The following is a 22,496-nucleotide window of genomic DNA, read 5'->3' as shown; positions in this document are numbered from 1 at the left end:
CCATTATTTTGCAACGATATTCACTAATTTTTGAGGTACAGCGATAACTTTTTTAATCTCTTTACCTTCTATAGATAGTTTAACATTTTCATTTTGTAATGCTAACTCTTGCATATCTTCTTTAGATAAGTCTTTAGGAATATTGATTTTCGCTCTTACTTTACCATTAACTTGCACTACAATTTCAATCTCATCATCTACAAGTAATGATTCATTATACGTAGGCCAAGGTTGATACGTAATAGTTTCTTGATTGCCTAAACGTTGCCATAACTCTTCACTAATGTGAGGGGCAATTGGTGCTAACATTTTAACAAATCCTTCTACATAAGGTTTGTAAATGTGATTCGCTTTATAACAATCATTGATAAATACCATTAATTGACTAATTGCCGTATTAAAGTTAAGAGTATCAAAGTCTTCAGTCACTTTTTTAACCGTTTGATTATAAACTTTATCTAATGAATTATCGTTATTTTCAACAATTTTATTAGATAATGACCCATCTTCATTAATGAATAATCTCCATACACGATCTAAGAAACGTCTAGAGCCATCTAATCCATTTTCACTCCATGCTATAGCTGCATCTAATGGTCCCATAAACATTTCATATAGGCGTAATGTATCTGCGCCATGTGATGCTACGATATCATCAGGATTAACAACGTTACCCTTAGATTTACTCATTTTTTCGTTGCCTTCACCGAGAATCATACCTTGGTTGAATAATTTTTGGAATGGTTCTTTCGTAGGAACTACACCTAAATCATATAATACTTTATGCCAGAATCTTGAATACAGTAAGTGAAGGACAGCATGTTCTACTCCACCAATATATAAGTCTACCGGCAACCAATGTTTTAATTTCTCTGGATCTGCTAACATATTCTCATTATGTGGATCAATATATCGTAAATAATACCAACAACTACCAGCCCATTGTGGCATAGTATTTGTTTCGCGACGACCTTTCATGCCTGTTTTTTCATCAACAACATTTACAAAGTCATCAATATTGGCTAATGGTGATTCACCCGTACCAGATGGTTTGATTTGGTCAGTTTCAGGAAGTAATAATGGAAGTTCTTCTTCAGGCACAGTTGTCATCGTACCATCTTCCCAATGAATCACTGGAATTGGTTCTCCCCAATAACGTTGTCTACTAAATAACCAGTCACGTAATTTGTAATTCACTTTTTTCTCGCCAGCACCTTTGGCTTCGAGTAAAGTAATTGCTTTAGAAATTGCTTCTTTATTATCTAGCCCATCTAGTTCGCCAGAATTGATATGTGCTCCTTCTCCAGTATATGCTTCTTCTTGAACATTTCCGCCCTCGATGACTTCAATGATAGGTAAATCAAATTTCTTAGCAAATTCATGGTCGCGCTCATCATGTCCTGGTACTGCCATAACTGCACCCGTACCATAAGTCGATAATACATAATCAGCAATCCAAATTGGAAGTTTCTTACCTGATAATGGGTTAATAGCATACGCCCCAGTAAACACACCTGATTTATCTTTTGCTAAATCAGTACGCTCTAAGTCTGATTTTTTTGATGCTTCTTCTTGATACTGTTTAACCACTTCTTTTTTGTCATCAGTAGTCATTTCATTCACTAACGCATGTTCAGGACTAAGTACTAAGAATGTTGTACCGTAGATAGTATCTGGACGTGTTGTAAACACATCAATAGTGTCATTAGTATTTTCAACATTAAATGACACACGTGCACCTTCAGAACGACCAATCCAGTTTCTTTGCATATCTTTAATTGATTCAGGCCAATCTAATTCATCTAAATCTTCTAATAAACGATCGGCATATTCTGTAATTTTTAATACCCATTGTTTCATCGGACGTCTATATACAGGATGACCTCCACGTTCTGATACACCATCTACAACCTCTTCATTTGATAACACTGTACCAAGTGCTGGACACCAGTTTACTGCAACCTCATCTACATATGCGAGTCCTTTATTATAAAGCTGAATAAAAATCCATTGCGTCCATTTATAATATTCAGGATCTGTAGTATTAACTTCTCGATCCCAATCATAACTAAAACCTAGTTCTTGAATTTGACGTTTAAATGTTTGAACATTCTTTTTAGTAAATTCTCTAGGATCATTCCCTGTATCTAACGCGTACTGCTCAGCGGGTAATCCAAAGGCATCCCAACCCATTGGATGTAATACATTATATCCTTGCATACGTTTATAACGAGAAATAATATCCGTTGCAGTATATCCTTCTGGATGTCCTACGTGTAATCCCGCACCAGATGGATATGGAAACATATCTAATGCATAGAATTTTTTTTGACCTAAATTATCGTTTGCTTTGAATGTTTTATTCTCAGCCCAATAATTTTGCCATTTCTTTTCAATCTCTTTGTGATTATAACCCAAAGTATTTTCCTCCTAATAAAAATAAAACACCTCAAACTATTACTTTTGACAGGGACGACTTTCTTTAGCCGCGGTACCACCCTCATTCACATTTTACATGTGCACTTTATAATAGTAAGAGATGTTTTAAATTCAATTAATTAACGGTAAGTTCACTTAATTCTTAACGCTAGTTTGCACCACCACTAGCTCTCTTTAGAAAAGTATTTAAGTTACTACTCCAATACAGTTTAATATTATGAGATTCGTAACCTAATTGCAAGTGGTTCAGCACATTTTATATATTTAATTTCAAGTTGTCTTTCAACGATTTTCATGTTGTGAATGTTTTGGTAGACCCTTATCAAAAATAGATAAGAAAAACATTCCTATTAATAAAAGAATGATCATTCCTATGAACATTGCACTCATATTGAATGTATCTACCAATATACCCCCGATTAGAGGACCAAATGCTTTCCCTACAGTTGATGCAGAATTTACTACACCCTGATATTGACCTTGCTTACCTTGCGGTGCTAAATAATTGGCAATCGTTGGTACTGCAGGCCATACAAACATTTCACCAAAAGTAAGAATAATCATTCCTATTAAGAAAACAGTAAATTGTTCTGCAAAACTTGTAACAAAGAATGACAACATAAAAATTAAAATACCAACAAACATTTGATATTTTAAGTTTCCTTTTAACAAACGAATGACTGGTCTAATTAATGGTTGTGCAACTAAAATCATAATTCCATTTACTGTCCATAATACACTATATTGAGACATTGAAATATTAATTTGTTGCGTAAATGAAGCTATTGTTGTTTCCCATTGAATGTATCCAATCCAACAAATACTAAACATGGCACATAATAGTATTAAAGCTATAAAACGTTTTTTATTTTCTTTACTTTGGATATCTAGACTATCTGGTGATTTCACTTTAGCATGGTATTCTAAATTAAATTGCGTAAAGGCTACAATTCCAAATAATACGTACATGATTAAATTAGCTAAGAAGATAAAATTAAAGCTAAATTCAGCAACGAATCCTCCCATTGCAGCTCCGGCAGCAACACCTATGTTTTGAGCTAAGTAAATAGCATTAAAAGTTGTTCTGCCACCATTAGGCCAAACGGCACCAGCCATTGCATAGATTGCTGGAACAATCATTCCCCCACCAAAACCAAGTAGCACTAACCAAACTGCATACCACGGCCATCCATGAAAGAAATTAAGTAATGTTGTACTAAGCAAACAAGTAATAGTACCTATCATGATTGTTCTATAACCACCTAACTTATCGAACAACGTTCCACCTAGTAAGTTACCAACTACCATTCCAAAAGAATTAATCATTAGAACAATCCCAGAAACTGTCAAGCTTTTTCCTAATTCTTCTTTCATATAAATCGTATTTAAAGGCCATAAAAAGCTAGAGCCAGTTATATTTAATGCCATTCCTATAACTAGCCACCATACTGATCTAGGTATATTCATAATTTTTAAGTCCTCTCTTTATATTTTTATCGAACTATAATAAACACTATAACATTAAAATATGTTAAAATCTTTACTTAGAACTAAGTTAGATAGAAAGGATAATGTGTTATGGGTAAGTATTTCCCGTATGCCTTTGAAAATAAACGATATCATACATGGAATTACCATTTAAAAAATAAATTCGGACAGAAAATTTTTAAAGTTGCTCTAGATGGCGGATTTGACTGTCCAAATAGAGATGGTACTGTCGCACATGGCGGTTGTACATTTTGTTCAGCAGCTGGTAGTGGTGACTTTGCAGGAAATAGAGCCGATCCAATTGAAGTACAATTCCAACAAATTAAAGAACGAATGCATGAAAAATGGAGTGAAGGTAAATATATTGCTTACTTCCAAGCATTTACTAATACCCATGCACCTGTAGAAGTTTTAAAAGAAAAATATGAACCTGTGTTAAAAGAAGAAGGAGTTATTGGTTTATCTATCGCTACACGTCCAGATTGTCTGCCAGATGATGTGGTTGAATACTTAGCTGAACTAAATCAACGTACTTATTTATGGGTGGAACTTGGTCTTCAAACAGTTCATCAAAAGACCTCTGATTTAATTAATCGTGCTCACGATATGCAAACGTATTACGAAGGTGTAGCTAAATTGCGTAAACATAATATTAACGTATGTACACACATCATTAATGGCTTACCAGGTGAAGATTATCATATGATGATGGAAACAGCACGAGAAGTGGCACAAATGGATGTTCAAGGTATTAAAATCCATTTATTACATTTACTTAAAGGTACACCAATGGTTAAACAATACGAAAAAGGTATGCTTGAATTTATGACGCAAGAAGATTATACAAACTTAGTGTGTGATCAACTTGAAATCCTTCCGCCAGACATGATTATTCATCGTATTACTGGAGATGGACCGATTGATTTAATGGTAGGACCAATGTGGAGTGTTAACAAGTGGGAAGTTCTCAATGAAATAGATGATGAATTAGCACGTCGTGAATCTTATCAAGGTAAGTTTTACACATCTAATACTAAGGTGAATTCATGAAATTAGAACGCATTCTTCCTTTTGCTAAAACACTTATTAAGCAACATATTCAAGAAGATAGTATTGTTATTGATGCTACCTGTGGTAACGGCCATGATACCCTATTTTTAGCTAAACAGGTTCCAAATGGCAAAGTGTTTGGTTTCGATATACAAAAAGAAGCTATTGAACATACAAAAGAAAAAATAGCACCTTTTAAACATGTTACATTGATACATGATGGACATGAAAATATCTTAAATGATATACCAAGTGATATCATCGGAAACGTGGATGCAGCTATTTTCAATTTGGGATATCTGCCTAAAGGTGATAAATCCATTGTTACTAAACCTGAAACCACTATTCAAGCTATTGAAAGTATTTTTAAACTATTAAGTACAGAAGGTATTATTGTACTAGTGATTTATCATGGACATGAGGAAGGACAAATCGAAAGAGATGAATTATTAAAATATCTCGAAAACTTTGATCAAAGTAAAGCACACATATTAAAATATCAATTTATCAATCAAGTTAATCATGCACCTTTTATATGTGCGATTGAAAAACGTTAAATTTTAAAACCCATAAATTAAAACATCAAATCGTAGTTTTAATTTACGGGTTTTTTTATATTAAACGCTCATCAATGAATTCAAACTATTTTCTAAAGATTCATATTTTCTTTTAATAATAGTAGTAATAAAATCTAATAATTCATTTCTATATTTATTTTTTTCTTCATTAAAATGGATAATAACCGTACGTTCGTCGTCAATTGGACGCTCTTTGTAAACCCAATCAGATTGAACTAAATTATTATACGTTCTTGTTCGTTTATATGACTTGATATTAACGTATTGATCCATCTCTTTTAATGTCATAGGCCCCTTTTCCCATAACGTTAATAAAATAAGTACTTCTTCTTTATTTAAATGATACTTCTCATAAATAATTCTAAATATAGAATCTATATCCTTCAATAATTTCTCTAATTTCAATACCATAGATACCGTTTCTTTTTTTTGTAATTTCATAATTCATTCCCCTTGATCTCTCATATTATGTATAATAACTATAATTCAATTTATTATTAAGTTTATACGATTTGGTATTTTTTAATAATATATCAACTATATTTTTTAAATCAATATTTATATTATAATTCTAATACTAAATTCATACAATTTATAAAAAGTAATTGATAGTTATAATTCTACTTATATTGTAATTTTAGCTCATTTATAATATTATAACCATAATTTTGATATAGAATAGGCTCGTAGATATCTGTCTTCTACGAGCTATTCTTTATAGATTTTTAAAGATTATCTTATACTTCCTCAATATCTTCTTCTTGTACAATAAATCCCATTGTATTTACGCTATTATTCAAGAAAGTTAATATATATCTCATGACTTGATCTCGTTCAGGTTCATTGTGAATCTCATGATAAAACCCTTTCCACGCTTTAAAATAAAATTCATCTGCAAGAAATTGTTGTTTTAAAATATCTATTGAAGATGTTTCTAAAATTTTATCTTCGGTACCATACATTAATAAAGTGGGTAACGGTTTGATATCTTTAATATGTTGTGATGTGTCTTTCATCGTTTCATTAATAATGTTAAACCATTTGTAAGATACTTTCTTTAACATCAATCCGTCATGATTTGTCTCATTAATCACTTCTGAATTACGAGTTAAATCTTCATAATCTATTCCTAATTTAAATTGTGTACCTTTTGAGCTCTTTCCAATATTAGATATAAACATATTTTTTCGTGTTTTATAATTTTTCTTAAATTCAAGCATTGGAGAGAGTAGTAATATGCCCTCAATAGGTAGTTCAGTCTTTTCAAGTAAATTGAGAATAATTAAACCACCTAATCCAACACCCATAACAAATGTTGGTAATTTATATTCGTTTGCAATTTTTATCCATTCAACTAACTGTTCATGGTAAATTTCAAAACGTTGTAGTTGACCTCTGTTAGCTCGTGAAGTTTGACCTTGTCCAGGTAAATCACCCATAATTACGTGATAACCATTACGTCTCAACATCGTAATCACATACGCATATCTACCAGTATGTTCTAACATATTATGTACTATGATGATTACGCCTTTAGCGTCATGTTCTGTTTCCCACTTCCACATATTTTTGAATCCTCTCTAATTGAATGTTTATCAAATGTATTATATCAAATTATACCTTTAATTGTTGTTAAACAGTATATAGATTCTCTTAATTTATGACTAATGAATTTAAACGTATTTTACCTCCTAAATGTAAACGCTTTCTTAAACGATGTATTCATGCTAAACTTGTTATAGAGATAGATACGAGTGGGATGGAGGAATAGATATGTCTTTATTCAGAGATTTTTTCATAACATTATCAAATATTACATATTTAAATGAAATGGCTAAAAAAATCGGACCTACCATGGGGGCTAATAGAGTTGTTGCGGGTAATACTATAGAACAACTCATTGATACGATTGAACGTTTAAACGCTAAACATATTGATGTTACTGTAGATAATCTTGGAGAATTTGTTAATACTAAAGCAGCAGCGACTCAAGCTAAAAATGAAATTCTTGAGATAATGGAAGCTATTAATAAATATCAAGTGAGTGCACATATGTCGGTGAAAGTGAGTTCATTAGGCGGTGAATTTGATACTGAGTTAGCCTACCAAAATTTAAGAGACATTTTATTAAAGGCTAATACCTATGATAATATGCATATTAATATTGATATGGAAAAATATAATAGCTTATCACAAACATTACAGATTTTAGACAGGTTAAAAGGAGAATTTAGAAATGTCGGTACAGTTATTCAAGGATACCTTTATGATGCAGAGAAATTAATTGATAAGTACCCAGAATTACGATTAAGACTGGTCAAAGGCGCTTATAAAGAAAAGGATACGATTGCTTATCAAAGTAAAAAAGATATAGATAAAAATTATATAAATATTATTGAAAAACGTTTACTTAATGCCAAAAACTTTACGTCAATTGCAACACATGATGATAAAATCATTAACCATGTTAAACAATTTGTCAAAGATCATCATATTGAAAAAAGCACTTTTGAATTTCAAATGTTGTATGGTTTTCGTAATGAATTAGCAGAAGAGATTGCTAGACAAGGATATCACTTTACCGTTTATGTTCCATATGGCAATGACTGGTTTGCTTATTTCATGCGTCGCCTGGCTGAGAGACCTCAAAATCTTTCCCTTGCCTATCAAGAATTTATTTCAACAGAAGCACTAAAAAAAATTGGCTTAGTTAGTGGACTAGCTTTAGGAACACTTACATTAGTATCTAGTATTGTGAAATTACTAAAACGTTGAAATACAGAGCGTCTCGATAATCCTTAAAATTATCGAGACGCTCTACATTAATTAAAACTGTTTAAGTAAGTTTGCCATTTCAATTGCACTTACTGCCGCTTCTGCACCTTTATTACCTGCTTTCGTACCCGCTCTTTCAACTGCTTGTTCAATACTTTCAGTTGTTAAAACACCGAAAATAACTGGTGTATCTGTAACATCATTTGCTTTTGATACGCCTTTAGCAACTTCATTACAAACATAGTCATAATGAGATGTTGCACCTCTAATGACACAGCCTAAAGTAATCACTGCATCATAATCATTTTTTTGCGCTAATTTTTTAGCAACAAGTGGAATTTCAAATGCACCTGGTACATATGCAACATCAATGTTATCTTCATCTACACCATGTCTTACTAATGTATCTTTCGCTCCATCTAATAAACGGTTGGTAATAAAATCATTAAATCTACTCACTACTATTGCAACTTTTAAATTTGTACCGACTAATTTACCTTCAAAATTCATTCTAAATTCCTCCTAAATAAGATGTCCCATTTTCAATTTTTTTGTTTCCATATAATGATGATTATGTTCCGTTTCTGGCACAATAATTTCTGTACGATCTGCAACTTTTATACCATAATCTTCCAAGCCTTCAAATTTCTTAGGATTATTACTTAATAAATTAACTTGTTGAACATTAAAATATTTAAGAATTTGAGCAGCTATATGATAATCTCTTAAGTCTTCATCAAAACCTAATGCTAAGTTTGCAGTAACCGTATCATGTCCTTGCTCAATTAATTCATAAGCTTTTAGTTTATTCATTAAACCAATGCCTCTACCCTCTTGTGGTAAATAAATAATTAATCCACCATGATCATTTATATATTTCATTGATGCTTCTAATTGAGCGCCACAATCACATCGTTGACTGTGGAAAATATCACCTGTTAAACAAGCAGAATGTAGTCTTACATTTTCAGTTGTACGTGGTTCTCCTTTGCCAAGTACAACAATATCTTCATGTGTATATTGAGATTGAAAACCATACATTTTAAAATCACCAATATCCGTTGGCATTTTTACAGTTGCTTTAAGTTCAATACCTTCGCTTTCTTGTTTGCGACGATAATTAATTAAACTTTCAATTGTAATCATTTTTAATTGATGACGCTCTTTAAATTGTTGTAATTCATTACCTTTTGCCATCGTACCATCTTCATTCATTATCTCACATATAACTCCAGCAGGTGCAGCACCAGTTAATTTAGCTAAATCTACAGCAGCCTCCGTATGTCCTGGTCTAACTAATACACCTTTTTCTTTAGACACTAAAGGAAATAAATGTCCTGGTTTATGGAAACTTTCTGGTTTAGAATCAGGATTAATTAACGCTTTCGCTGTTGCTGTACGATCAAATGCACTAATTCCTGTAGTAGTAGAGATATGATCGATACTTACAGTGAAATTTGTACCGTATTCATCTGTATTACCATCAACCATAGTTTTAAGATTTAGACGTTCAGCAATCTGTGAACTTATAGGAGCACAAATTAATCCACGCGCTTCTTTGGCCATATAATTAATGGTATCATCTTTCATCCATTGAGTGACTGCAATTAAGTCACCTTCATTTTCACGATCTTCATCATCTACTACAATAATACTATCGCCATTTCTTAATGCTTCTAACGCTTCTTCAATGCTATCGAATTTCATTTAAGCCCCTCCTAAAAACCATATGCTTTTAATTTATCAACTGATAAATCAGATTTATTTTTACCAACTATACTTTCAACATATTTAAATAATACATCTGTTTCAAGATGAACTTCATCGCCCATTTTTTTATTAGAAAGAATCGTTGAACGTCTTGTTTCAGGAATAAGATGGATATCAAAACTATGTTGATGCAAGTCAAAAATTGTTAAACTTACGCCATCAACAGTAATAGAACCTTGCTTAACCATTTGTTTGATGACCGAGTCCGATGCCTTAATAGATACAATGCGTGAATTAGGCGTTTCTCTGATATTTATAATTGTTCCTTTTGCATCTACATGACCTAATACAAAATGTCCTCCGAAACGTCCACTACCTGACATTGCACGTTCAAGATTGACTTCATCATTTTCTTTAATATTAGCTAAATAGGTTTTATTTTCAGTACCTTTAATCACTTGGACAGAAAATTGATTTTGTTTAAAATCAATGACTGTTAAACACGCACCATTTACGCTTATAGAATCACCAATATGCATATCTTCTATAATTTTTTGACATGAAATATCTAATGTCCTTACGGATTGTTGAGTGCGAATACGCTTTACAGTACCTATTTCTTCAACGATACCTGTAAACATTTATCTTCACTTCTTTCGCAATGTCATTTTAATATTTTGTTGAATAGACTCGGTAGAAATCACTTCAAATTGTGGCGCGTTAGCTAAATCAATGACATTATCAGTTTGATAAAATTGATTTTTTCCAATACCGCCTATTATTTTCGGGGCATAATAAATAATAAGATGGTCTAAATAATTAGATTGGAGAAATTCTGAAGTTATATGAGGCCCAGCTTCTACTAATAATCTGCCAACACCTCTTTGATATATATCAGATAAAATAGATTTTAAATTACATGTTTCTAAATATATTATTTTTATATGATGACTTGGACTTTTTAGTTCATGATTTTCAGTATAAATCCAAATTTCACTTAATTGATCGTGAAATATCTGTTTTGAATAATCAATTTGACCTCGCTTAGATAGTATGATTCTTATTGGATGTTTACCATCTTGAATACGTGTTGTATATTGTGGATTATCCGCTTCAAGCGTTCCATTACCAGTTAATACGGCATCATGAGTATGTCTTAAACGATATACATCTTGTTTTACAGCTTTATTCGTAATCCATTGACTTTGTCCACTATCAGTCGCTTGTTTCCCATCTAACGAAGTCGAGACTTTTACTGTAATTTCAGGGATTTTATGTTGTTTTGCTTTGAAGAAATCTTCATACAAAGCAAAAGCTTCTTCTGAATATTGATATTCAACTTCAATACCTGCCTTTTCAAGAATGATATCTCCCTCAGAAGATAACGTCGTATCTTTTACAGCATAAATCACTTTACTAAGCCCATGTTCAATAATTTTATTCACACAAGGTGGTGTTGACCCATAATGTGTACAGGGTTCAAGAGAAATATAAATGGTGCCGCCTTTTGCTTTATCTTGTGCCATATCTAAAGCCTGAACTTCCGCATGTTTCTCTCCTTGCTTTAAATGTGCACCTAGTCCCACAATACGCCCATCCTTCACAACAACTGAGCCAACAGGAGGATTAACTCCAGTTTGTCCCTTCACCATTTGTGCTAATTGAATTGCATATTTCATAAATTCACTCAATTTATCACCTCTAAAAAAACCCCATACCTGTTTCACAGGCATAGGGCATGTATATACTTAAATAAGCGTACTACAATTTTTATATTGTGCATGCTTATACATCATTCAGTAATGATGTGATTGATTCTTTCTCCCATCCAGACTTTTACTGTCGGCTCTAGAGTCTCACTAGATCAGCCACTTAATAAATTAAGATTAAGTGGGTCGCAGGCTTAATTACTGCCGGTTGGGAATTACACCCTGCCCCGAAAGAATACGTATGAAATTGTGATTAAATTTGAGTCATCGTAGTTTAGTACTACATATATCATCTTACATTTATTTTTGGAAAATTACAAATAAAGAATTTCAATTTGATTTTTAAATTTAACTCTTAAAGAGATATTTATTCATTATTGTGTAAAGCATTATACTGTATGATCAAATTCTTTTCGAATTTCATATAAATAATCCACTGCACTTACCGCTTGATTAACAATCATTTTTACTCCATTCCGCAATTTATTTACTCCATTAGTGATTTGTCCAATAGCAATCATATTATTTAAAGTACCATATCTTGGACTAATCACCTGATTTGTTTCTGGGATAATTTGTATTCCACCCATAGGATGGGCTTGAACAATTTGTCGATTTTGAAGATTTAAGATAAATTGATCATCTTCATCTAAATCTTTTAAATGTGTTTTAGAACCTGTTGCATTAATAATAATATGATGTGGATACCATTGTTCATCATTTTTAAATTTTAAATTAAATAGTCCATTTTTATGTACCACATTTTCTAAATCCTTTCTAATCACTAATGAACCATCTTTTATTAATTGCTTGATGAGTTTTGCAGTTCTTGGAGGCATAGGGTTTGAGTTAAGTTGAATAATTTTAGTGAAACGTTTATCGAATTCAATTTGATCTTGACGACTAAAACTATTCCAAATCCAATTTAAATTTTCTTTGACATTCTCTATTAATGTTTGGAATATACCTATCTCATCTGGATGTTCTAAATCATAATTTAAATCTTTAATCGTATCTCCTGTTCGGCGGTGAACCAATTTCTGTAAATCAATACCATTTAAATCACACTCTTCTTTAAATAAATCGAATGCTTTCTCTAATGGCACATTTCCAAAGTACTTATCTTTAATATCATTAAATTTAGATTTTGTTAAACATTGAAACTCAATTTTTTTCATGTTTCCTCTTACGCTAGGCAATTGAGCAGAACGACTCGTCATTGTGATAGGTAGTTTAGGATGATGAAACGCTACATAACGCACTACATCTAAACTAGCTAATCCTGTTCCAATAATAGCAATATCATCAGATTCTTGTACATCATCTAAAGTATTATATGTAGGGTAAGGAGTTTGAATATAACCTTTTATACCTTTTAAATGATAAGGATCGTGATATGATAAAGTACCTATAGTTAAAAATATGTAATCATATACTTGACAATGCTTCATATCTTTAGACGTACAGACATAATATTTCAATGTGGTTTCATCTACATTTGAATTAATGAAGACTTCTTGTACTGGTTGTTTAATGACTGTAAGGTTATCATATAATGTCTCATAATTTGATAAGTATGATTTCATATAATGGCCAAAAACAAATCTTGGTAAATACTTTGGATTTTTAAACGTAAAATCAGATTGTGTTTGATACCATTTCCAAAACTCTTCATCATCATCTAAATTTAAACTCATCTTTTTAGTGGGTAAGTTAATTAATAATTGACTACTATCATTTTGAAAAGGAACACCCTGTCCCATATTAAATTCATTATCGTAGACATCGACTTTTAATTGCTTAAAGTCTTTATGTTTAACGAGTTGTCTAAGTACACTTACACCTGCTGTACCCATGCCTATAATTGCTACTCGCATATTTAACATCATCCTTTTATATATTTGTATTATGTTGAATATTATCATATTATACCAATACGATTCTCGACTTCAAAATGTTTCACTATTAACACGATGATCCATTTCAAAACATAAATAATCATGTGTAACTATGTTAAAATTTAGATATTGAGGTGACTAAACAATGAAATTTTTATTAAAAACATTAATTGTTTTTATCATTGGATTTACTTGGGCTTCAAGAAAAAACAAAGCTGAATAAATAAAAAAACCAACATCATCTAATTAAAGATAATGTTGGTTTTTATTTTGATTATTGATGTTTTTGATCATCTTTATAAACATATAGCTTGAAGTATTTACCTTCTGTTTTCATTTCTTTATAGAAATCAGCAATAATTTCCGCATTACTTTCAGCCCATTTAATATCAGTCGCATATTGATGTTCACCAGGATTCATAGGATTCCATCTCATGCTATATAATGTATTTTGATCATCGTGAGATAGGAAGTGTTTATGAATAAAGTCTGCGCCACCTTTAATTGCTTTCTCTGGTGTATCCCAACCATGTTTTTTCGCATATTCAGCACCTGTTTTGATTGGATCTTCATCTAAAGCTCCAACGCCATAAAAATTATAATATTTTTTACCATCAATATTTACACCATTCGCAAGTTCACTTTTTACTGAACCTGTTTCTAATAATGCATGAGAAATTAAATAGACTTCATTAACATGTTTTTCTTTTGCAGCATTTACAAAAGCATCAGTATGTTTCAATAATGTAGGTCGATCGAACAACATACGTTTGATACGATTTTTATCAATCCCTTGATATTTAGATAAATCTAAAAATTGATATTTTTGTTTATCATCATCGATAAATTTACTACTATCCATTGCACCTTTAATTTCACTTGCTGATGCATCTCTCCATGCATTATTGTTTTTATTCGATACTTGTTGACTTGTATAGTTATCTATTTGTTTTGCAGCAGCTTTATCAAGCGTGACGTTCACATGTTGAACTTTCTCTACTTCATTTACTTTTTTGAAAAATATCTGATCAGAAATCATTGAGAAAAAAATGAAGCCAGCTGCTACTAAAATAATAAGTAACCCTATTAGGCCTATAATAGAACCTTTTCTGTGCTTTGTCATATTCACACCTCTTAGGTTAATGTTGTAATTTCATTTATAGAAAAGTCTTCTATGATAATAAATTCTAACATTTTTAATTCTCATAAACAATTTTATAATTATAATGTTACATATTCATAAAATAAAAGTAACAAAATTGAAATTTAATAAAAAATAAAAAGTAATGAAATACTCAACATTTCATTACTCAATGATTTTTATCTATTAAATAAATATAGTTATTTGTAGTAAGGTTAACATATTTAATTATTCGTTATTTCTTTTATAATCCATCATAATAAAACTGACAGCTTGCGATCTATTCTTATAATAATATTGATTTAAATCAATTGTCCCTTCAATATCACCATCACGATACATCATTTCATTTGTAAAATTATTTATCATTACAAATTCAGAACGATCTCTAATGACGTCTAAATCATCATGTCTTGCAAAAAAGTGCTCAAGATTTAAATGTGCGTAATCCAACTTCATACCTCCTATATTTTATTGTACAAATGTCGAATATTAATCTTACAAACTTGTTAAAGCCATATATCATCCAATCCAACGATTCTATGTTTACTATTTAACACCTATTTATTAAATTAAGCAAATGAAAATTCACGATACCTCATGTAGAATTTATACATCCGGAAATATTGTTTATGTACATAACTAAGGAGAAAGAATAACTATTTCAGATTTTAGTTCATTACACATAAAATATCATAAAATGATTCATCATTTGTTAAGACAATACCGTATCACTTATAATTATGATGAATTTTATCAATTATTATTAATAAAATTGTGGGAAATCTCCAAAATTTATAACCCATCTTCCTCTGTATCTTTATCCTCTTTTATTTATCAGCGATTAAAGTTTTATCTTATTGATCTTTTTAGAAAGGAGCAATTGAAGATTGACTGCTTAGATATTACAGCGTTAAATCATTCTTTAACTTATACATTGAAAGATGAATCTTTTTTTAATGATTTCAAATATATTTTAAATTCAAATGAATATCAATGGCTGATATATTATCTTCGTGGATACAAACAATATGAAATCGCTAAAAAGATGAATGTCTCAGACACTACAATTAAAAAATATAAATCTTCTGCCCGTATCAAACTTCAGCAATATTATTTAGAAGGTGATTGGCATGTTACCTCATAATACTTTCGATTTGTTATACATTCAAACTTTAGAAGGTTCCACAATTCAGACTAAATGTTGTTTTAAAACATATGATATGATTCTACCCTTTCATATTAAAAAGATTGTCATATACTATCTAGAACAATTTAATAAATCATATACACAACAACTTAAATTAGCTAAACGCTTATTATCTATCAATAAACTAGTTCCTATTTATATTTCTAAAGACGTCATTTTATTTCCAATCAAACATCAACGTGCACCCATACAAATATATTTTAATGCGCAACGTATTATTGGATTAACGTCTTCTCAAAATAAAACCATTATTACCTTTGATAATTCAGCTCAATGCGTAGTGGATGAGCCTTACATTTTAGTTTATAAAAAATGGCAAGAAAGTATTCTATTAGCCTATTTAATTAATAAGACGACTTCTTTTCATTAAACTTATATTCAAGTAATCTTTTAGTAAACAAAGCAGTCACAAATCTTATGAGATACAAACTGACAACCAAACTAATAATGGCAAAAACTAAGATTAATACAAGATAGATTAGACTTAATTCTGCTTTAGGATTTATAAACTGATTGACTACTGCTAAACTTGCGATAAATCCAGCTAAAAACCATCCTAGTAATAGGATGTAGGTGAGAACAAATAATATAATTAATAAGAAAAAATATCCATTTGAAAAATGTTTATTTCGAAAAATATGAACCTGTAAAAATTGATTAGCAAAACGAGTAGGTTTCATAAATTTCTGTTCTGCATTATTAAATGAAGCATTATTTTGTTCAAAAGTATGTTCTAATAATTGCTTTTCTTTTTTATTTAAAAACCACAATTGTTTTCTTACTTTTTCTCTAAAAGCAGTTTCTTCCATAACTTAATTCCTTTCTATTTAATTATATTTATAAATTTTAACTGAACACCGATTTTAAAACAAACTCAATAAAAAAGAAAGATACAACTCAAGATACTTTATTACTCCTTCTCTTTGATATTCATATAACACTAAAACCGAGTCTAAGACATGTTTGTAGTCTTAGACTCGGTTGATCATAATTAGATATAGTGATTTTATAATATTGATAATCCAGAACTTTTAATATCTTTTGCAAATCCTTGAACTGTATCCACTGGCAATTCATTAATATCGCGTCCAAGATTATTGTTAACTTTCTTGACAACATCTGCTGGACAAGTGATAATATCGGCGCCAATTTCATTAGCTTGGATAACATTGAACACTTCACGGCAACTTGCCCATAATAATTTAACACCATTTTTACTATGTGCGACTTTTACAGATTCTTTCATTAAAGGAAGTGGATCTACACCCGTATCAGCAATACGTCCCGCAAAGACAGAGATATATGTAGGTACACCTTCAGTCACTGCTTCTGTAATAGCTTTAACTTGTTCAATTGTATAAACAGCAGTTACATTTAAACGAACATGATCAGCTGATAACTTTTTAATTAATTCGATTGTAGACTCACCTTTTGAGTTCACAATTGGAATTTTAACAAACACATTGTCTCCATATTGCTTTAAAATTTCTGCTTCTTTCTCCATTGTGTCTAAATCATCTGAGAATACTTCAAATGATATAGAAGCATCAGGAATTTCACGTACTGCTTCTTCTGCAAAAGCTTTATAATCTGTTACACCTGCTTTTGCCATTAAGCTAGGATTTGTTGTAAAACCATCTACTTCTTTATTTTTGTATGCAGCTTTCATTTGTTCGATATCTGCACCATCAGCAAATACGTCTACATTTAATTGAGTCATAAAATCTTCCCTTCTCATTTATATTACGAATATAGCTTGCTTTATGAAAAGACACCATATGTATGATTATTTTTTTATGTACAGGATGTTTTACTATTTCGTTATGTTATTTATATCATGCTTTTTTTGTGTATGCGAATGTTTTGCTTTTAATTTTCTGAAAATTAAAACCATATGATAAAGGTACTATTAAAAATGAAATTAAATATGGTAATATTATTTAATGGTATAAATCGGAGGTATATTATGTCTAAATCAAAAAAATATTTTTATATATCAGTTATTCTTTTAATTATTAGCTTTTATTTTAATACATTTAATCCTTTATTAAGCATTCAATTTAAATCAATAAAAAATTTATTAATTGCATGTAGTATTGTAAATGTTGTCATCCTTATGGCTTCAATTATATTTTCTGATAAAGCAATTAAACATTTAAATTATAAAAATAAAGATTGGATTAAGACCGCTTCTAACATATTACCTTATCTCATATTGGTAGTAATTTTGTTCCATATTTTTGCTTCTATTACAACGTTTGGCATTTTTTCATAATCAAATACGCATAAAATGATATATAAAGGTGAGTATGTTATGCAATATATAACCGTGTTTATAGGTGGTATGTTGGGCGCTTTATTAAGATTTTTGTTTTCCTTTATGAATCAGAGTAGCATCTTTCCAATTGGCACATTGATAGCTAACCTGTCAGGTGCTTTTCTTATGGGTTATCTTTCTGTAGTAATGATTAAATTATTTAAAGATCACCCTAAAATTAAAAAAGGTATTACAACTGGTTTTTTAGGCGCTTTAACAACATTTTCAACATTTCAATTTGAGTTAGTCACATTACTTTACAGCCATCATATTATCTTAGCTTTGGTTTATGCATTTATAAGTTATTGCTTTGGTGTTATCTTGTGCTGGATAGGTATGACATTAGGAGGTCTTACATCTTGATACAAGCTCTTTTAATTATGATTGGCGGTGGTTTAGGCGCTGTCGTTAGAGCATGGCTAACTGATGTCACTAAATCCAAATGGTCTACTTCAATACCTATTGCTACTTTAATCGTCAACTGGATTGGAAGTTTTCTCATTGGTTTAACAACTGGCCTCTCTATTCACTTAAACTGGATACATATGTTTTTTATTACTGGATTTTTAGGAGGTTTAACGACATTTTCAACCATGTCTTATGAGCTTGCGCAATGTCTAACACCGTCTTTTAAACTTTTTAAATTTATGATGTATTCTCTATTGCAATTTGTTATAGGATTTATTGCTTGTTGGATTGGTTTTATAATATAACAAAAGAGTGAACTGTGTAGTAAATTAACCTACAAGTTCACTCTTTTTTAATTAAATTTATTGACCTTCAAATGTATCTGGATCAGGTCCTATACGTTGATCTTTATTTAAATCATCAATTCGTTTCATTTGCTCTGCTGATAATTCAAAATCAAATACATCTATATTTTCTTCAATTCTGCTTGATGTAACTGATTTGGGAATAACGACGACGTTATGTTGCATATTCCATTTAATAATAACTTGTGCTGCTGATTTATTAACTTCTTTACCAATTTCATTTAACGTTTCATCGTTTAAAATTTGAGCATTCATAAATGGTGACCAAGATTCCATATAAATATTTTGAGCTTCTAAATATTTTCTAAGTTTTTCTTGAGTAAAGTATGGATGAAATTCTACTTGGTTAATGACTGGTTTAATTGACACTTGTGCTAATAATGCTTCAAAATGATCTGGATTAAAATTACTAACTCCAATGTTTTTAACTTTATTATCTTTATATAAATCTTCCATACCTTTCCATGTATCAATCATTATAGCTTCATTTGTTCCTGGCCAATGTACTAAGTATAAATCTAAATAATCTAACCCAAGTTTTTGGATACTAGTTTCGTAGGCTTGAGCCACATTTTTACGTCCGAAATCTTCGAAAAATAATTTTGATGTTACGAAAATATCTTCTCTATTTAAACCTGTTGATTCTAATCCTTCTTTGATACCTTGGCCTACTTGTTCTTCATTTCCATATACTTTAGCAGTATCTATGCTACGATACCCAGATTCAATAGCATGTTTAACTGCTTCTTTACAAGTATCGTCATTTTCTACTCGAAATGTTCCAAGTCCTAACATTGGCATTTGATTTCCATTATAGAATTCAATATAGTCCATCTTACTTCCTCCTTTAAAAATAACTATTCTGTATATACCCTAAAAGTATATTTATGAACATCGCTTATAAAAAAAAAGTACCATCAAAATTTAAAATTTTGATGGTAGCCTCTCTTAGTTAAATGATTCAATTTTATCCATAATATTTTGTAATTCATCGACATTATATTGAATACGTCCATGGAATACAAATTTGTTAAAGAATTCGTCAAGTTGTTCAGGACCAACTAAAACCTTAACACTTGAACTTTGTGCATAGTTTGAAATCGTTACGTCTTTATCATGTTTAGGATTAAAATATAAAATTGATGTTGGCGTATATTTAAGTCCTAATTCTGTTTGTAAATCTGTAGCCAACTTCTCAATTGCAGAAAGTTGATCAGAATAATTAATAAATGATAGTTTCGAATGATTATCTTCATGTTGATCAAGAACTAACGTTTGAGGCGCTTGTGTATTTAAATCAAGTGTATCAAATACTTGCTTCAGCATTGGTAATTCTTGAAATTGTGCGCCACTAATTCCATTATAAACATGACCTTTTAATAATTGTGAATCAATGATATATAAACCAGTTCTAGTAAGCACAAGATGGCTAATACGTTGAATATTATTAAACTCATTACTTGGTAAAAAAATATTAGCCATTATATGCATATCTTCACGTCTAATACGTTTTTCTTTAACTAAACGGTCTCTAATACCAATGAGTCTCATATCAGTCACGTATTCACTTTTATTTTTAGAAAATAATTTCAAAGCATCAATTTCACGTTCTTTTCCATTAACTGTAACTTCAAATTCTTCTTTTTGTTTCGTTACTTGTTTTTTATTTTCAATACGTTCTTTTTCAAGTGCTTCCTCATGTGAAGATTTGAGTTGTTGCTCCTTGAGATTGTACTCTTCATTCGCTTTGTGTTTCATATTATTTTTACTTTTCAAAGCAACTAAAAATAGAATAAAACATATAATCGCTATGATTATCGCTGCAATTAAACCAATCTCAACCGGTCCAAATGAATTCATTAGATAACGCTCCTTTTAAACTGTCAATATCTATCTATTATAATAGAAATAGACGATAATTTCGAGGTTTAACCTAATTAACTGCTATATATCCTATGTTATTTTTGAACGGCATCTTTTAGGACATTCACTTTATCTAATTTTTCCCATGGTAACAATACATCAGTACGACCAAAATGTCCGTATGCAGCTGTTTGTTTGTAAATAGGATGTTTTAAGTCAAGCATTTTAATGATACCTGCTGGTCTTAAATCAAAATGTTTTCTTACCGCTTCAACTAATTGTCCTTCAGAAACTTTACCTGTTTTAAATGTATCAATAGCAATAGATACAGGTTCTGCTACACCAATTGCATAAGCTAATTGCACTTCACATTGCTCAGCTAATCCAGCTGCTACAATATTTTTTGCAACATATCTCGCTGCATATGCCGCAGAGCGATCTACTTTTGTAGGATCTTTACCACTGAAACAGCCACCTCCATGACGAGCATAACCACCATATGTATCTACAATAATTTTTCTTCCAGTTAAACCAGCATCTCCTTGAGGACCCCCAATAACAAATCGACCAGTTGGATTAATAAAGAATTTAGTTTCATCATCAATTAAACCTTCAGGCACAGTCGGATAAATGACATGCTCTTTAATATCTTTTTGGATTTGTTCTAATTCAATGTCTTCAGCATGTTGAGAAGATACCACAATCGTGTCAATACGTTTAGGTTTATCATTTTCATCGTATTCTACTGTTACTTGAACTTTACCATCTGGACGTAAATAACCTAAGGTACCGTCTTTACGCACATCTGATAAGCGTTTCGCTAGTTGATGTGATAAAAAGATTGGAAGCGGCATATATGTTTCGGTTTCATTTGTTGCATAACCAAACATTAATCCTTGGTCTCCGGCACCTGTTGCTTCAATTTCTTCTTCAGATATATCATTGCGATACTCAAGTGCTTTATCTACACCTTGGGCAATATCAGGTGATTGTTCATCAATAGCTGTTAAAACAGCCATTGTTTGATAATCGTAACCATATTTAGCTCTTGTATAACCAATATTTTTGATTGTTTCTCGTACTACTTTAGGAATATCTACATATGTAGACGTTGAAATTTCACCAGAAATTAAAGCCATACCTGTTGTTACTGTTGTTTCACAAGCGACACGTGCATTAGGATCATCTTTTAAAATTTCATCTAAAATCGCATCAGATACTTGATCGGCGATTTTATCTGGATGCCCTTCTGTCACTGACTCTGATGTAAATAAACGTTTATTATAAGTCATGATTTGCTCCTTTTTTTAACTATATTTACGAAAATTCTCTTTTGACAATGAGCTTAAAATAAAAGAGCCTTCTCAACTATCTAGATAGAGAGAAGGCTCTTAAACGTCCATTCGCTCTTATCGTTCAGACAAATATTGCGTCTGCAAACGGTTTGGCACCTTTCTTTTAAAAAAAGAGGTTGCTGGGTTTCATTGGGTCCATGTCCCTCCACCACTCAGGATAAGAGAATCCGTTAAGACCTATACTACATAA

24 protein-coding genes, 2 riboswitches and 1 other annotated feature are annotated in these 22,496 nt (G+C 30.9%); of the genes, 8 read left to right on the top strand and 16 right to left on the bottom strand.

Annotated elements, in window-relative coordinates; genetic code table 11:
• Positions 1-3 precede the first annotated feature (3 nt).
• Both leuS and NSU06_RS05250 read right to left on the bottom strand, forming a co-directional pair.
• Entirely contained in the window at positions 4-2,418 is a 2,415-nt protein-coding gene (leuS, locus tag NSU06_RS05255) for a leucine--tRNA ligase (RefSeq protein ID WP_079335417.1), read from the bottom strand.
• A gap of 47 nt (positions 2,419-2,465) precedes the next feature.
• Positions 2,466-2,656 (bottom strand) — a binding site (T-box leader).
• A gap of 65 nt (positions 2,657-2,721) precedes the next feature.
• Positions 2,722-3,906 carry an MDR family MFS transporter gene (locus NSU06_RS05250; RefSeq protein WP_079335418.1) on the bottom strand — a complete coding sequence of 395 codons (1,185 nt, stop codon included), beginning with the start codon at positions 3,904-3,906 and terminating at the stop codon, positions 2,722-2,724.
• A 111-nt stretch (positions 3,907-4,017) separates the two neighbouring features.
• Between NSU06_RS05250 and NSU06_RS05245 the strand changes: the two genes are divergently transcribed.
• Both NSU06_RS05245 and NSU06_RS05240 read left to right on the top strand, forming a co-directional pair.
• Positions 4,018-4,977 (top strand): TIGR01212 family radical SAM protein, encoded by a 960-nt coding sequence (locus NSU06_RS05245; RefSeq protein WP_017176354.1) that lies wholly within the window; start codon positions 4,018-4,020, stop codon positions 4,975-4,977.
• On the top strand, positions 4,974-5,534 hold the full coding sequence (locus NSU06_RS05240) for a class I SAM-dependent methyltransferase (RefSeq protein WP_017176355.1): 561 nt from the start codon (positions 4,974-4,976) through the stop codon (positions 5,532-5,534). The genes NSU06_RS05245 and NSU06_RS05240 overlap by 4 nt, the downstream gene beginning before the upstream one ends.
• Before the next feature lie 60 nt (positions 5,535-5,594).
• On the opposite strand, the gene NSU06_RS05235 is transcribed toward NSU06_RS05240, so the two are convergent.
• Both NSU06_RS05235 and NSU06_RS05230 read right to left on the bottom strand, forming a co-directional pair.
• Entirely contained in the window at positions 5,595-5,996 is a 402-nt protein-coding gene (locus tag NSU06_RS05235; protein ID WP_002449620.1) for a transcriptional regulator, SarA/Rot family, read from the bottom strand.
• Between the two features lie 296 nt (positions 5,997-6,292).
• Positions 6,293-7,120: an alpha/beta fold hydrolase gene (locus NSU06_RS05230; RefSeq protein WP_017176356.1), complete on the bottom strand. Its 828-nt coding sequence runs from the start codon at positions 7,118-7,120 to the stop codon at positions 6,293-6,295.
• A gap of 208 nt (positions 7,121-7,328) precedes the next feature.
• Here NSU06_RS05230 and NSU06_RS05225 point away from each other — a divergent pair, with 208 nt between their 5' ends.
• Entirely contained in the window at positions 7,329-8,330 is a 1,002-nt protein-coding gene (locus tag NSU06_RS05225; RefSeq protein ID WP_048761780.1) for a proline dehydrogenase family protein, read from the top strand.
• 51 nt (positions 8,331-8,381) lie between these two features.
• Here NSU06_RS05225 and ribH read toward each other — a convergent pair whose 3' ends face one another.
• The 7 genes from ribH to NSU06_RS05190 all read right to left on the bottom strand — a co-directional run bounded on the left by ribH (position 8,382) and on the right by NSU06_RS05190 (position 15,241).
• Positions 8,382-8,840, bottom strand: a complete 459-nt coding sequence (gene ribH / locus NSU06_RS05220) for a 6,7-dimethyl-8-ribityllumazine synthase (RefSeq protein WP_048761778.1) — start codon at positions 8,838-8,840, stop codon at positions 8,382-8,384.
• A 12-nt stretch (positions 8,841-8,852) separates the two neighbouring features.
• Positions 8,853-10,037: a bifunctional 3,4-dihydroxy-2-butanone-4-phosphate synthase/GTP cyclohydrolase II gene (locus tag NSU06_RS05215; protein WP_048761777.1), complete on the bottom strand. Its 1,185-nt coding sequence runs from the start codon at positions 10,035-10,037 to the stop codon at positions 8,853-8,855.
• 11 nt (positions 10,038-10,048) lie between these two features.
• Entirely contained in the window at positions 10,049-10,681 is a 633-nt protein-coding gene (gene ribE / locus NSU06_RS05210) for a riboflavin synthase (protein WP_017176359.1), read from the bottom strand.
• Between the two features lie 6 nt (positions 10,682-10,687).
• Positions 10,688-11,731 (bottom strand): bifunctional diaminohydroxyphosphoribosylaminopyrimidine deaminase/5-amino-6-(5-phosphoribosylamino)uracil reductase RibD, encoded by a 1,044-nt coding sequence (gene ribD / locus NSU06_RS05205; RefSeq protein ID WP_017176360.1) that lies wholly within the window; start codon positions 11,729-11,731, stop codon positions 10,688-10,690.
• A 121-nt stretch (positions 11,732-11,852) separates the two neighbouring features.
• A riboswitch (FMN riboswitch) is annotated at positions 11,853-11,988 on the bottom strand.
• A gap of 150 nt (positions 11,989-12,138) precedes the next feature.
• Positions 12,139-13,626, bottom strand: coding sequence for an FAD/NAD(P)-binding protein (locus NSU06_RS05200; protein ID WP_048761776.1), 1,488 nt, complete (start codon positions 13,624-13,626; stop codon positions 12,139-12,141).
• 295 nt (positions 13,627-13,921) lie between these two features.
• Positions 13,922-14,770 (bottom strand): N-acetylglucosaminidase, encoded by an 849-nt coding sequence (locus NSU06_RS05195; protein WP_037541107.1) that lies wholly within the window; start codon positions 14,768-14,770, stop codon positions 13,922-13,924.
• 246 nt (positions 14,771-15,016) lie between these two features.
• Positions 15,017-15,241 carry a hypothetical protein gene (locus NSU06_RS05190; protein ID WP_002449634.1) on the bottom strand — a complete coding sequence of 75 codons (225 nt, stop codon included), beginning with the start codon at positions 15,239-15,241 and terminating at the stop codon, positions 15,017-15,019.
• 208 nt (positions 15,242-15,449) lie between these two features.
• Here NSU06_RS05190 and NSU06_RS05185 point away from each other — a divergent pair, with 208 nt between their 5' ends.
• Together NSU06_RS05185 and NSU06_RS05180 are read left to right on the top strand one after the other, a co-directional pair.
• On the top strand, positions 15,450-15,935 hold the full coding sequence (locus NSU06_RS05185; protein ID WP_256277231.1) for a sigma-70 family RNA polymerase sigma factor: 486 nt from the start codon (positions 15,450-15,452) through the stop codon (positions 15,933-15,935).
• A complete protein-coding gene (locus NSU06_RS05180; protein ID WP_017176364.1) occupies positions 15,922-16,368 on the top strand; it encodes a competence protein ComK in 447 nt (148 codons plus the stop codon). The genes NSU06_RS05185 and NSU06_RS05180 overlap by 14 nt, the downstream gene beginning before the upstream one ends.
• Here the strand turns inward: NSU06_RS05180 and NSU06_RS05175 are convergent.
• Positions 16,343-16,807: a membrane protein gene (locus NSU06_RS05175; protein WP_017176365.1), complete on the bottom strand. Its 465-nt coding sequence runs from the start codon at positions 16,805-16,807 to the stop codon at positions 16,343-16,345. The genes NSU06_RS05180 and NSU06_RS05175 overlap by 26 nt on opposite strands.
• 197 nt (positions 16,808-17,004) lie before the next feature.
• Positions 17,005-17,718: a transaldolase gene (locus NSU06_RS05170; protein WP_017176366.1), complete on the bottom strand. Its 714-nt coding sequence runs from the start codon at positions 17,716-17,718 to the stop codon at positions 17,005-17,007.
• Positions 17,719-17,964: 246 nt separating this feature from the next.
• Here NSU06_RS05170 and NSU06_RS05165 point away from each other — a divergent pair, with 246 nt between their 5' ends.
• The 3 genes from NSU06_RS05165 to NSU06_RS05155 are packed head-to-tail and all read left to right on the top strand — an operon-like array spanning position 17,965 to position 19,028.
• Positions 17,965-18,273, top strand: coding sequence for a hypothetical protein (locus tag NSU06_RS05165; protein ID WP_017176367.1), 309 nt, complete (start codon positions 17,965-17,967; stop codon positions 18,271-18,273).
• A 39-nt stretch (positions 18,274-18,312) separates the two neighbouring features.
• Positions 18,313-18,678 (top strand): fluoride efflux transporter CrcB, encoded by a 366-nt coding sequence (gene crcB / locus NSU06_RS05160; RefSeq protein ID WP_049415177.1) that lies wholly within the window; start codon positions 18,313-18,315, stop codon positions 18,676-18,678.
• The gene (locus NSU06_RS05155) at positions 18,675-19,028 is read left to right on the top strand and encodes a fluoride efflux transporter FluC (RefSeq protein WP_017176369.1); all 354 of its coding nucleotides are present in this window, start codon (positions 18,675-18,677) and stop codon (positions 19,026-19,028) included. Before crcB ends, NSU06_RS05155 begins: the two co-directional genes overlap by 4 nt.
• A gap of 57 nt (positions 19,029-19,085) precedes the next feature.
• On the opposite strand, the gene NSU06_RS05150 is transcribed toward NSU06_RS05155, so the two are convergent.
• From NSU06_RS05150 to metK, 3 genes are all read right to left on the bottom strand, one after another.
• Positions 19,086-19,922: an aldo/keto reductase gene (locus NSU06_RS05150; protein WP_017176370.1), complete on the bottom strand. Its 837-nt coding sequence runs from the start codon at positions 19,920-19,922 to the stop codon at positions 19,086-19,088.
• A gap of 114 nt (positions 19,923-20,036) precedes the next feature.
• A complete protein-coding gene (locus NSU06_RS05145; protein ID WP_017176371.1) occupies positions 20,037-20,948 on the bottom strand; it encodes an NERD domain-containing protein in 912 nt (303 codons plus the stop codon).
• 98 nt (positions 20,949-21,046) lie between these two features.
• Positions 21,047-22,243: a methionine adenosyltransferase gene (metK, locus tag NSU06_RS05140; protein WP_017176372.1), complete on the bottom strand. Its 1,197-nt coding sequence runs from the start codon at positions 22,241-22,243 to the stop codon at positions 21,047-21,049.
• Between the two features lie 114 nt (positions 22,244-22,357).
• Positions 22,358-22,470, bottom strand: a riboswitch (SAM riboswitch).
• Positions 22,471-22,496: the final 26 nt, after the last annotated feature.

It is taken from the genome of Staphylococcus sp. FSL W8-1270 (assembly GCF_038007165.1).
GTDB lineage: Bacteria > Bacillota > Bacilli > Staphylococcales > Staphylococcaceae > Staphylococcus > Staphylococcus hominis.
The sequence above is the reverse complement of the archived record's forward strand: the minus strand, read 5'-3'. Positions and strand labels throughout refer to the sequence as shown.

Coding starts and splice junctions, on each gene's coding strand:
- NSU06_RS05175 (WP_017176365.1), bottom strand. CDS start 16,807: ATGGAAGAAACTGCTTTTAGAGAAAAAGTAAGAAAACAATTGTGGTTT.
- NSU06_RS05195 (WP_037541107.1), bottom strand. CDS start 14,770: ATGACAAAGCACAGAAAAGGTTCTATTATAGGCCTAATAGGGTTACTT.
- NSU06_RS05170 (WP_017176366.1), bottom strand. CDS start 17,718: ATGACTCAATTAAATGTAGACGTATTTGCTGATGGTGCAGATATCGAA.
- NSU06_RS05150 (WP_017176370.1), bottom strand. CDS start 19,922: ATGGACTATATTGAATTCTATAATGGAAATCAAATGCCAATGTTAGGA.
- crcB (WP_049415177.1), top strand. CDS start 18,313: ATGCAATATATAACCGTGTTTATAGGTGGTATGTTGGGCGCTTTATTA.
- NSU06_RS05230 (WP_017176356.1), bottom strand. CDS start 7,120: ATGTGGAAGTGGGAAACAGAACATGACGCTAAAGGCGTAATCATCATA.
- metK (WP_017176372.1), bottom strand. CDS start 22,243: ATGACTTATAATAAACGTTTATTTACATCAGAGTCAGTGACAGAAGGG.
- NSU06_RS05215 (WP_048761777.1), bottom strand. CDS start 10,037: ATGAAATTCGATAGCATTGAAGAAGCGTTAGAAGCATTAAGAAATGGC.
- NSU06_RS05165 (WP_017176367.1), top strand. CDS start 17,965: ATGTCTAAATCAAAAAAATATTTTTATATATCAGTTATTCTTTTAATT.
- NSU06_RS05180 (WP_017176364.1), top strand. CDS start 15,922: ATGTTACCTCATAATACTTTCGATTTGTTATACATTCAAACTTTAGAA.
- NSU06_RS05235 (WP_002449620.1), bottom strand. CDS start 5,996: ATGAAATTACAAAAAAAAGAAACGGTATCTATGGTATTGAAATTAGAG.
- NSU06_RS05145 (WP_017176371.1), bottom strand. CDS start 20,948: ATGAATTCATTTGGACCGGTTGAGATTGGTTTAATTGCAGCGATAATC.
- NSU06_RS05250 (WP_079335418.1), bottom strand. CDS start 3,906: ATGAATATACCTAGATCAGTATGGTGGCTAGTTATAGGAATGGCATTA.
- NSU06_RS05245 (WP_017176354.1), top strand. CDS start 4,018: ATGGGTAAGTATTTCCCGTATGCCTTTGAAAATAAACGATATCATACA.
- ribE (WP_017176359.1), bottom strand. CDS start 10,681: ATGTTTACAGGTATCGTTGAAGAAATAGGTACTGTAAAGCGTATTCGC.
- ribH (WP_048761778.1), bottom strand. CDS start 8,840: ATGAATTTTGAAGGTAAATTAGTCGGTACAAATTTAAAAGTTGCAATA.
- NSU06_RS05240 (WP_017176355.1), top strand. CDS start 4,974: ATGAAATTAGAACGCATTCTTCCTTTTGCTAAAACACTTATTAAGCAA.
- NSU06_RS05225 (WP_048761780.1), top strand. CDS start 7,329: ATGTCTTTATTCAGAGATTTTTTCATAACATTATCAAATATTACATAT.
- NSU06_RS05200 (WP_048761776.1), bottom strand. CDS start 13,626: ATGCGAGTAGCAATTATAGGCATGGGTACAGCAGGTGTAAGTGTACTT.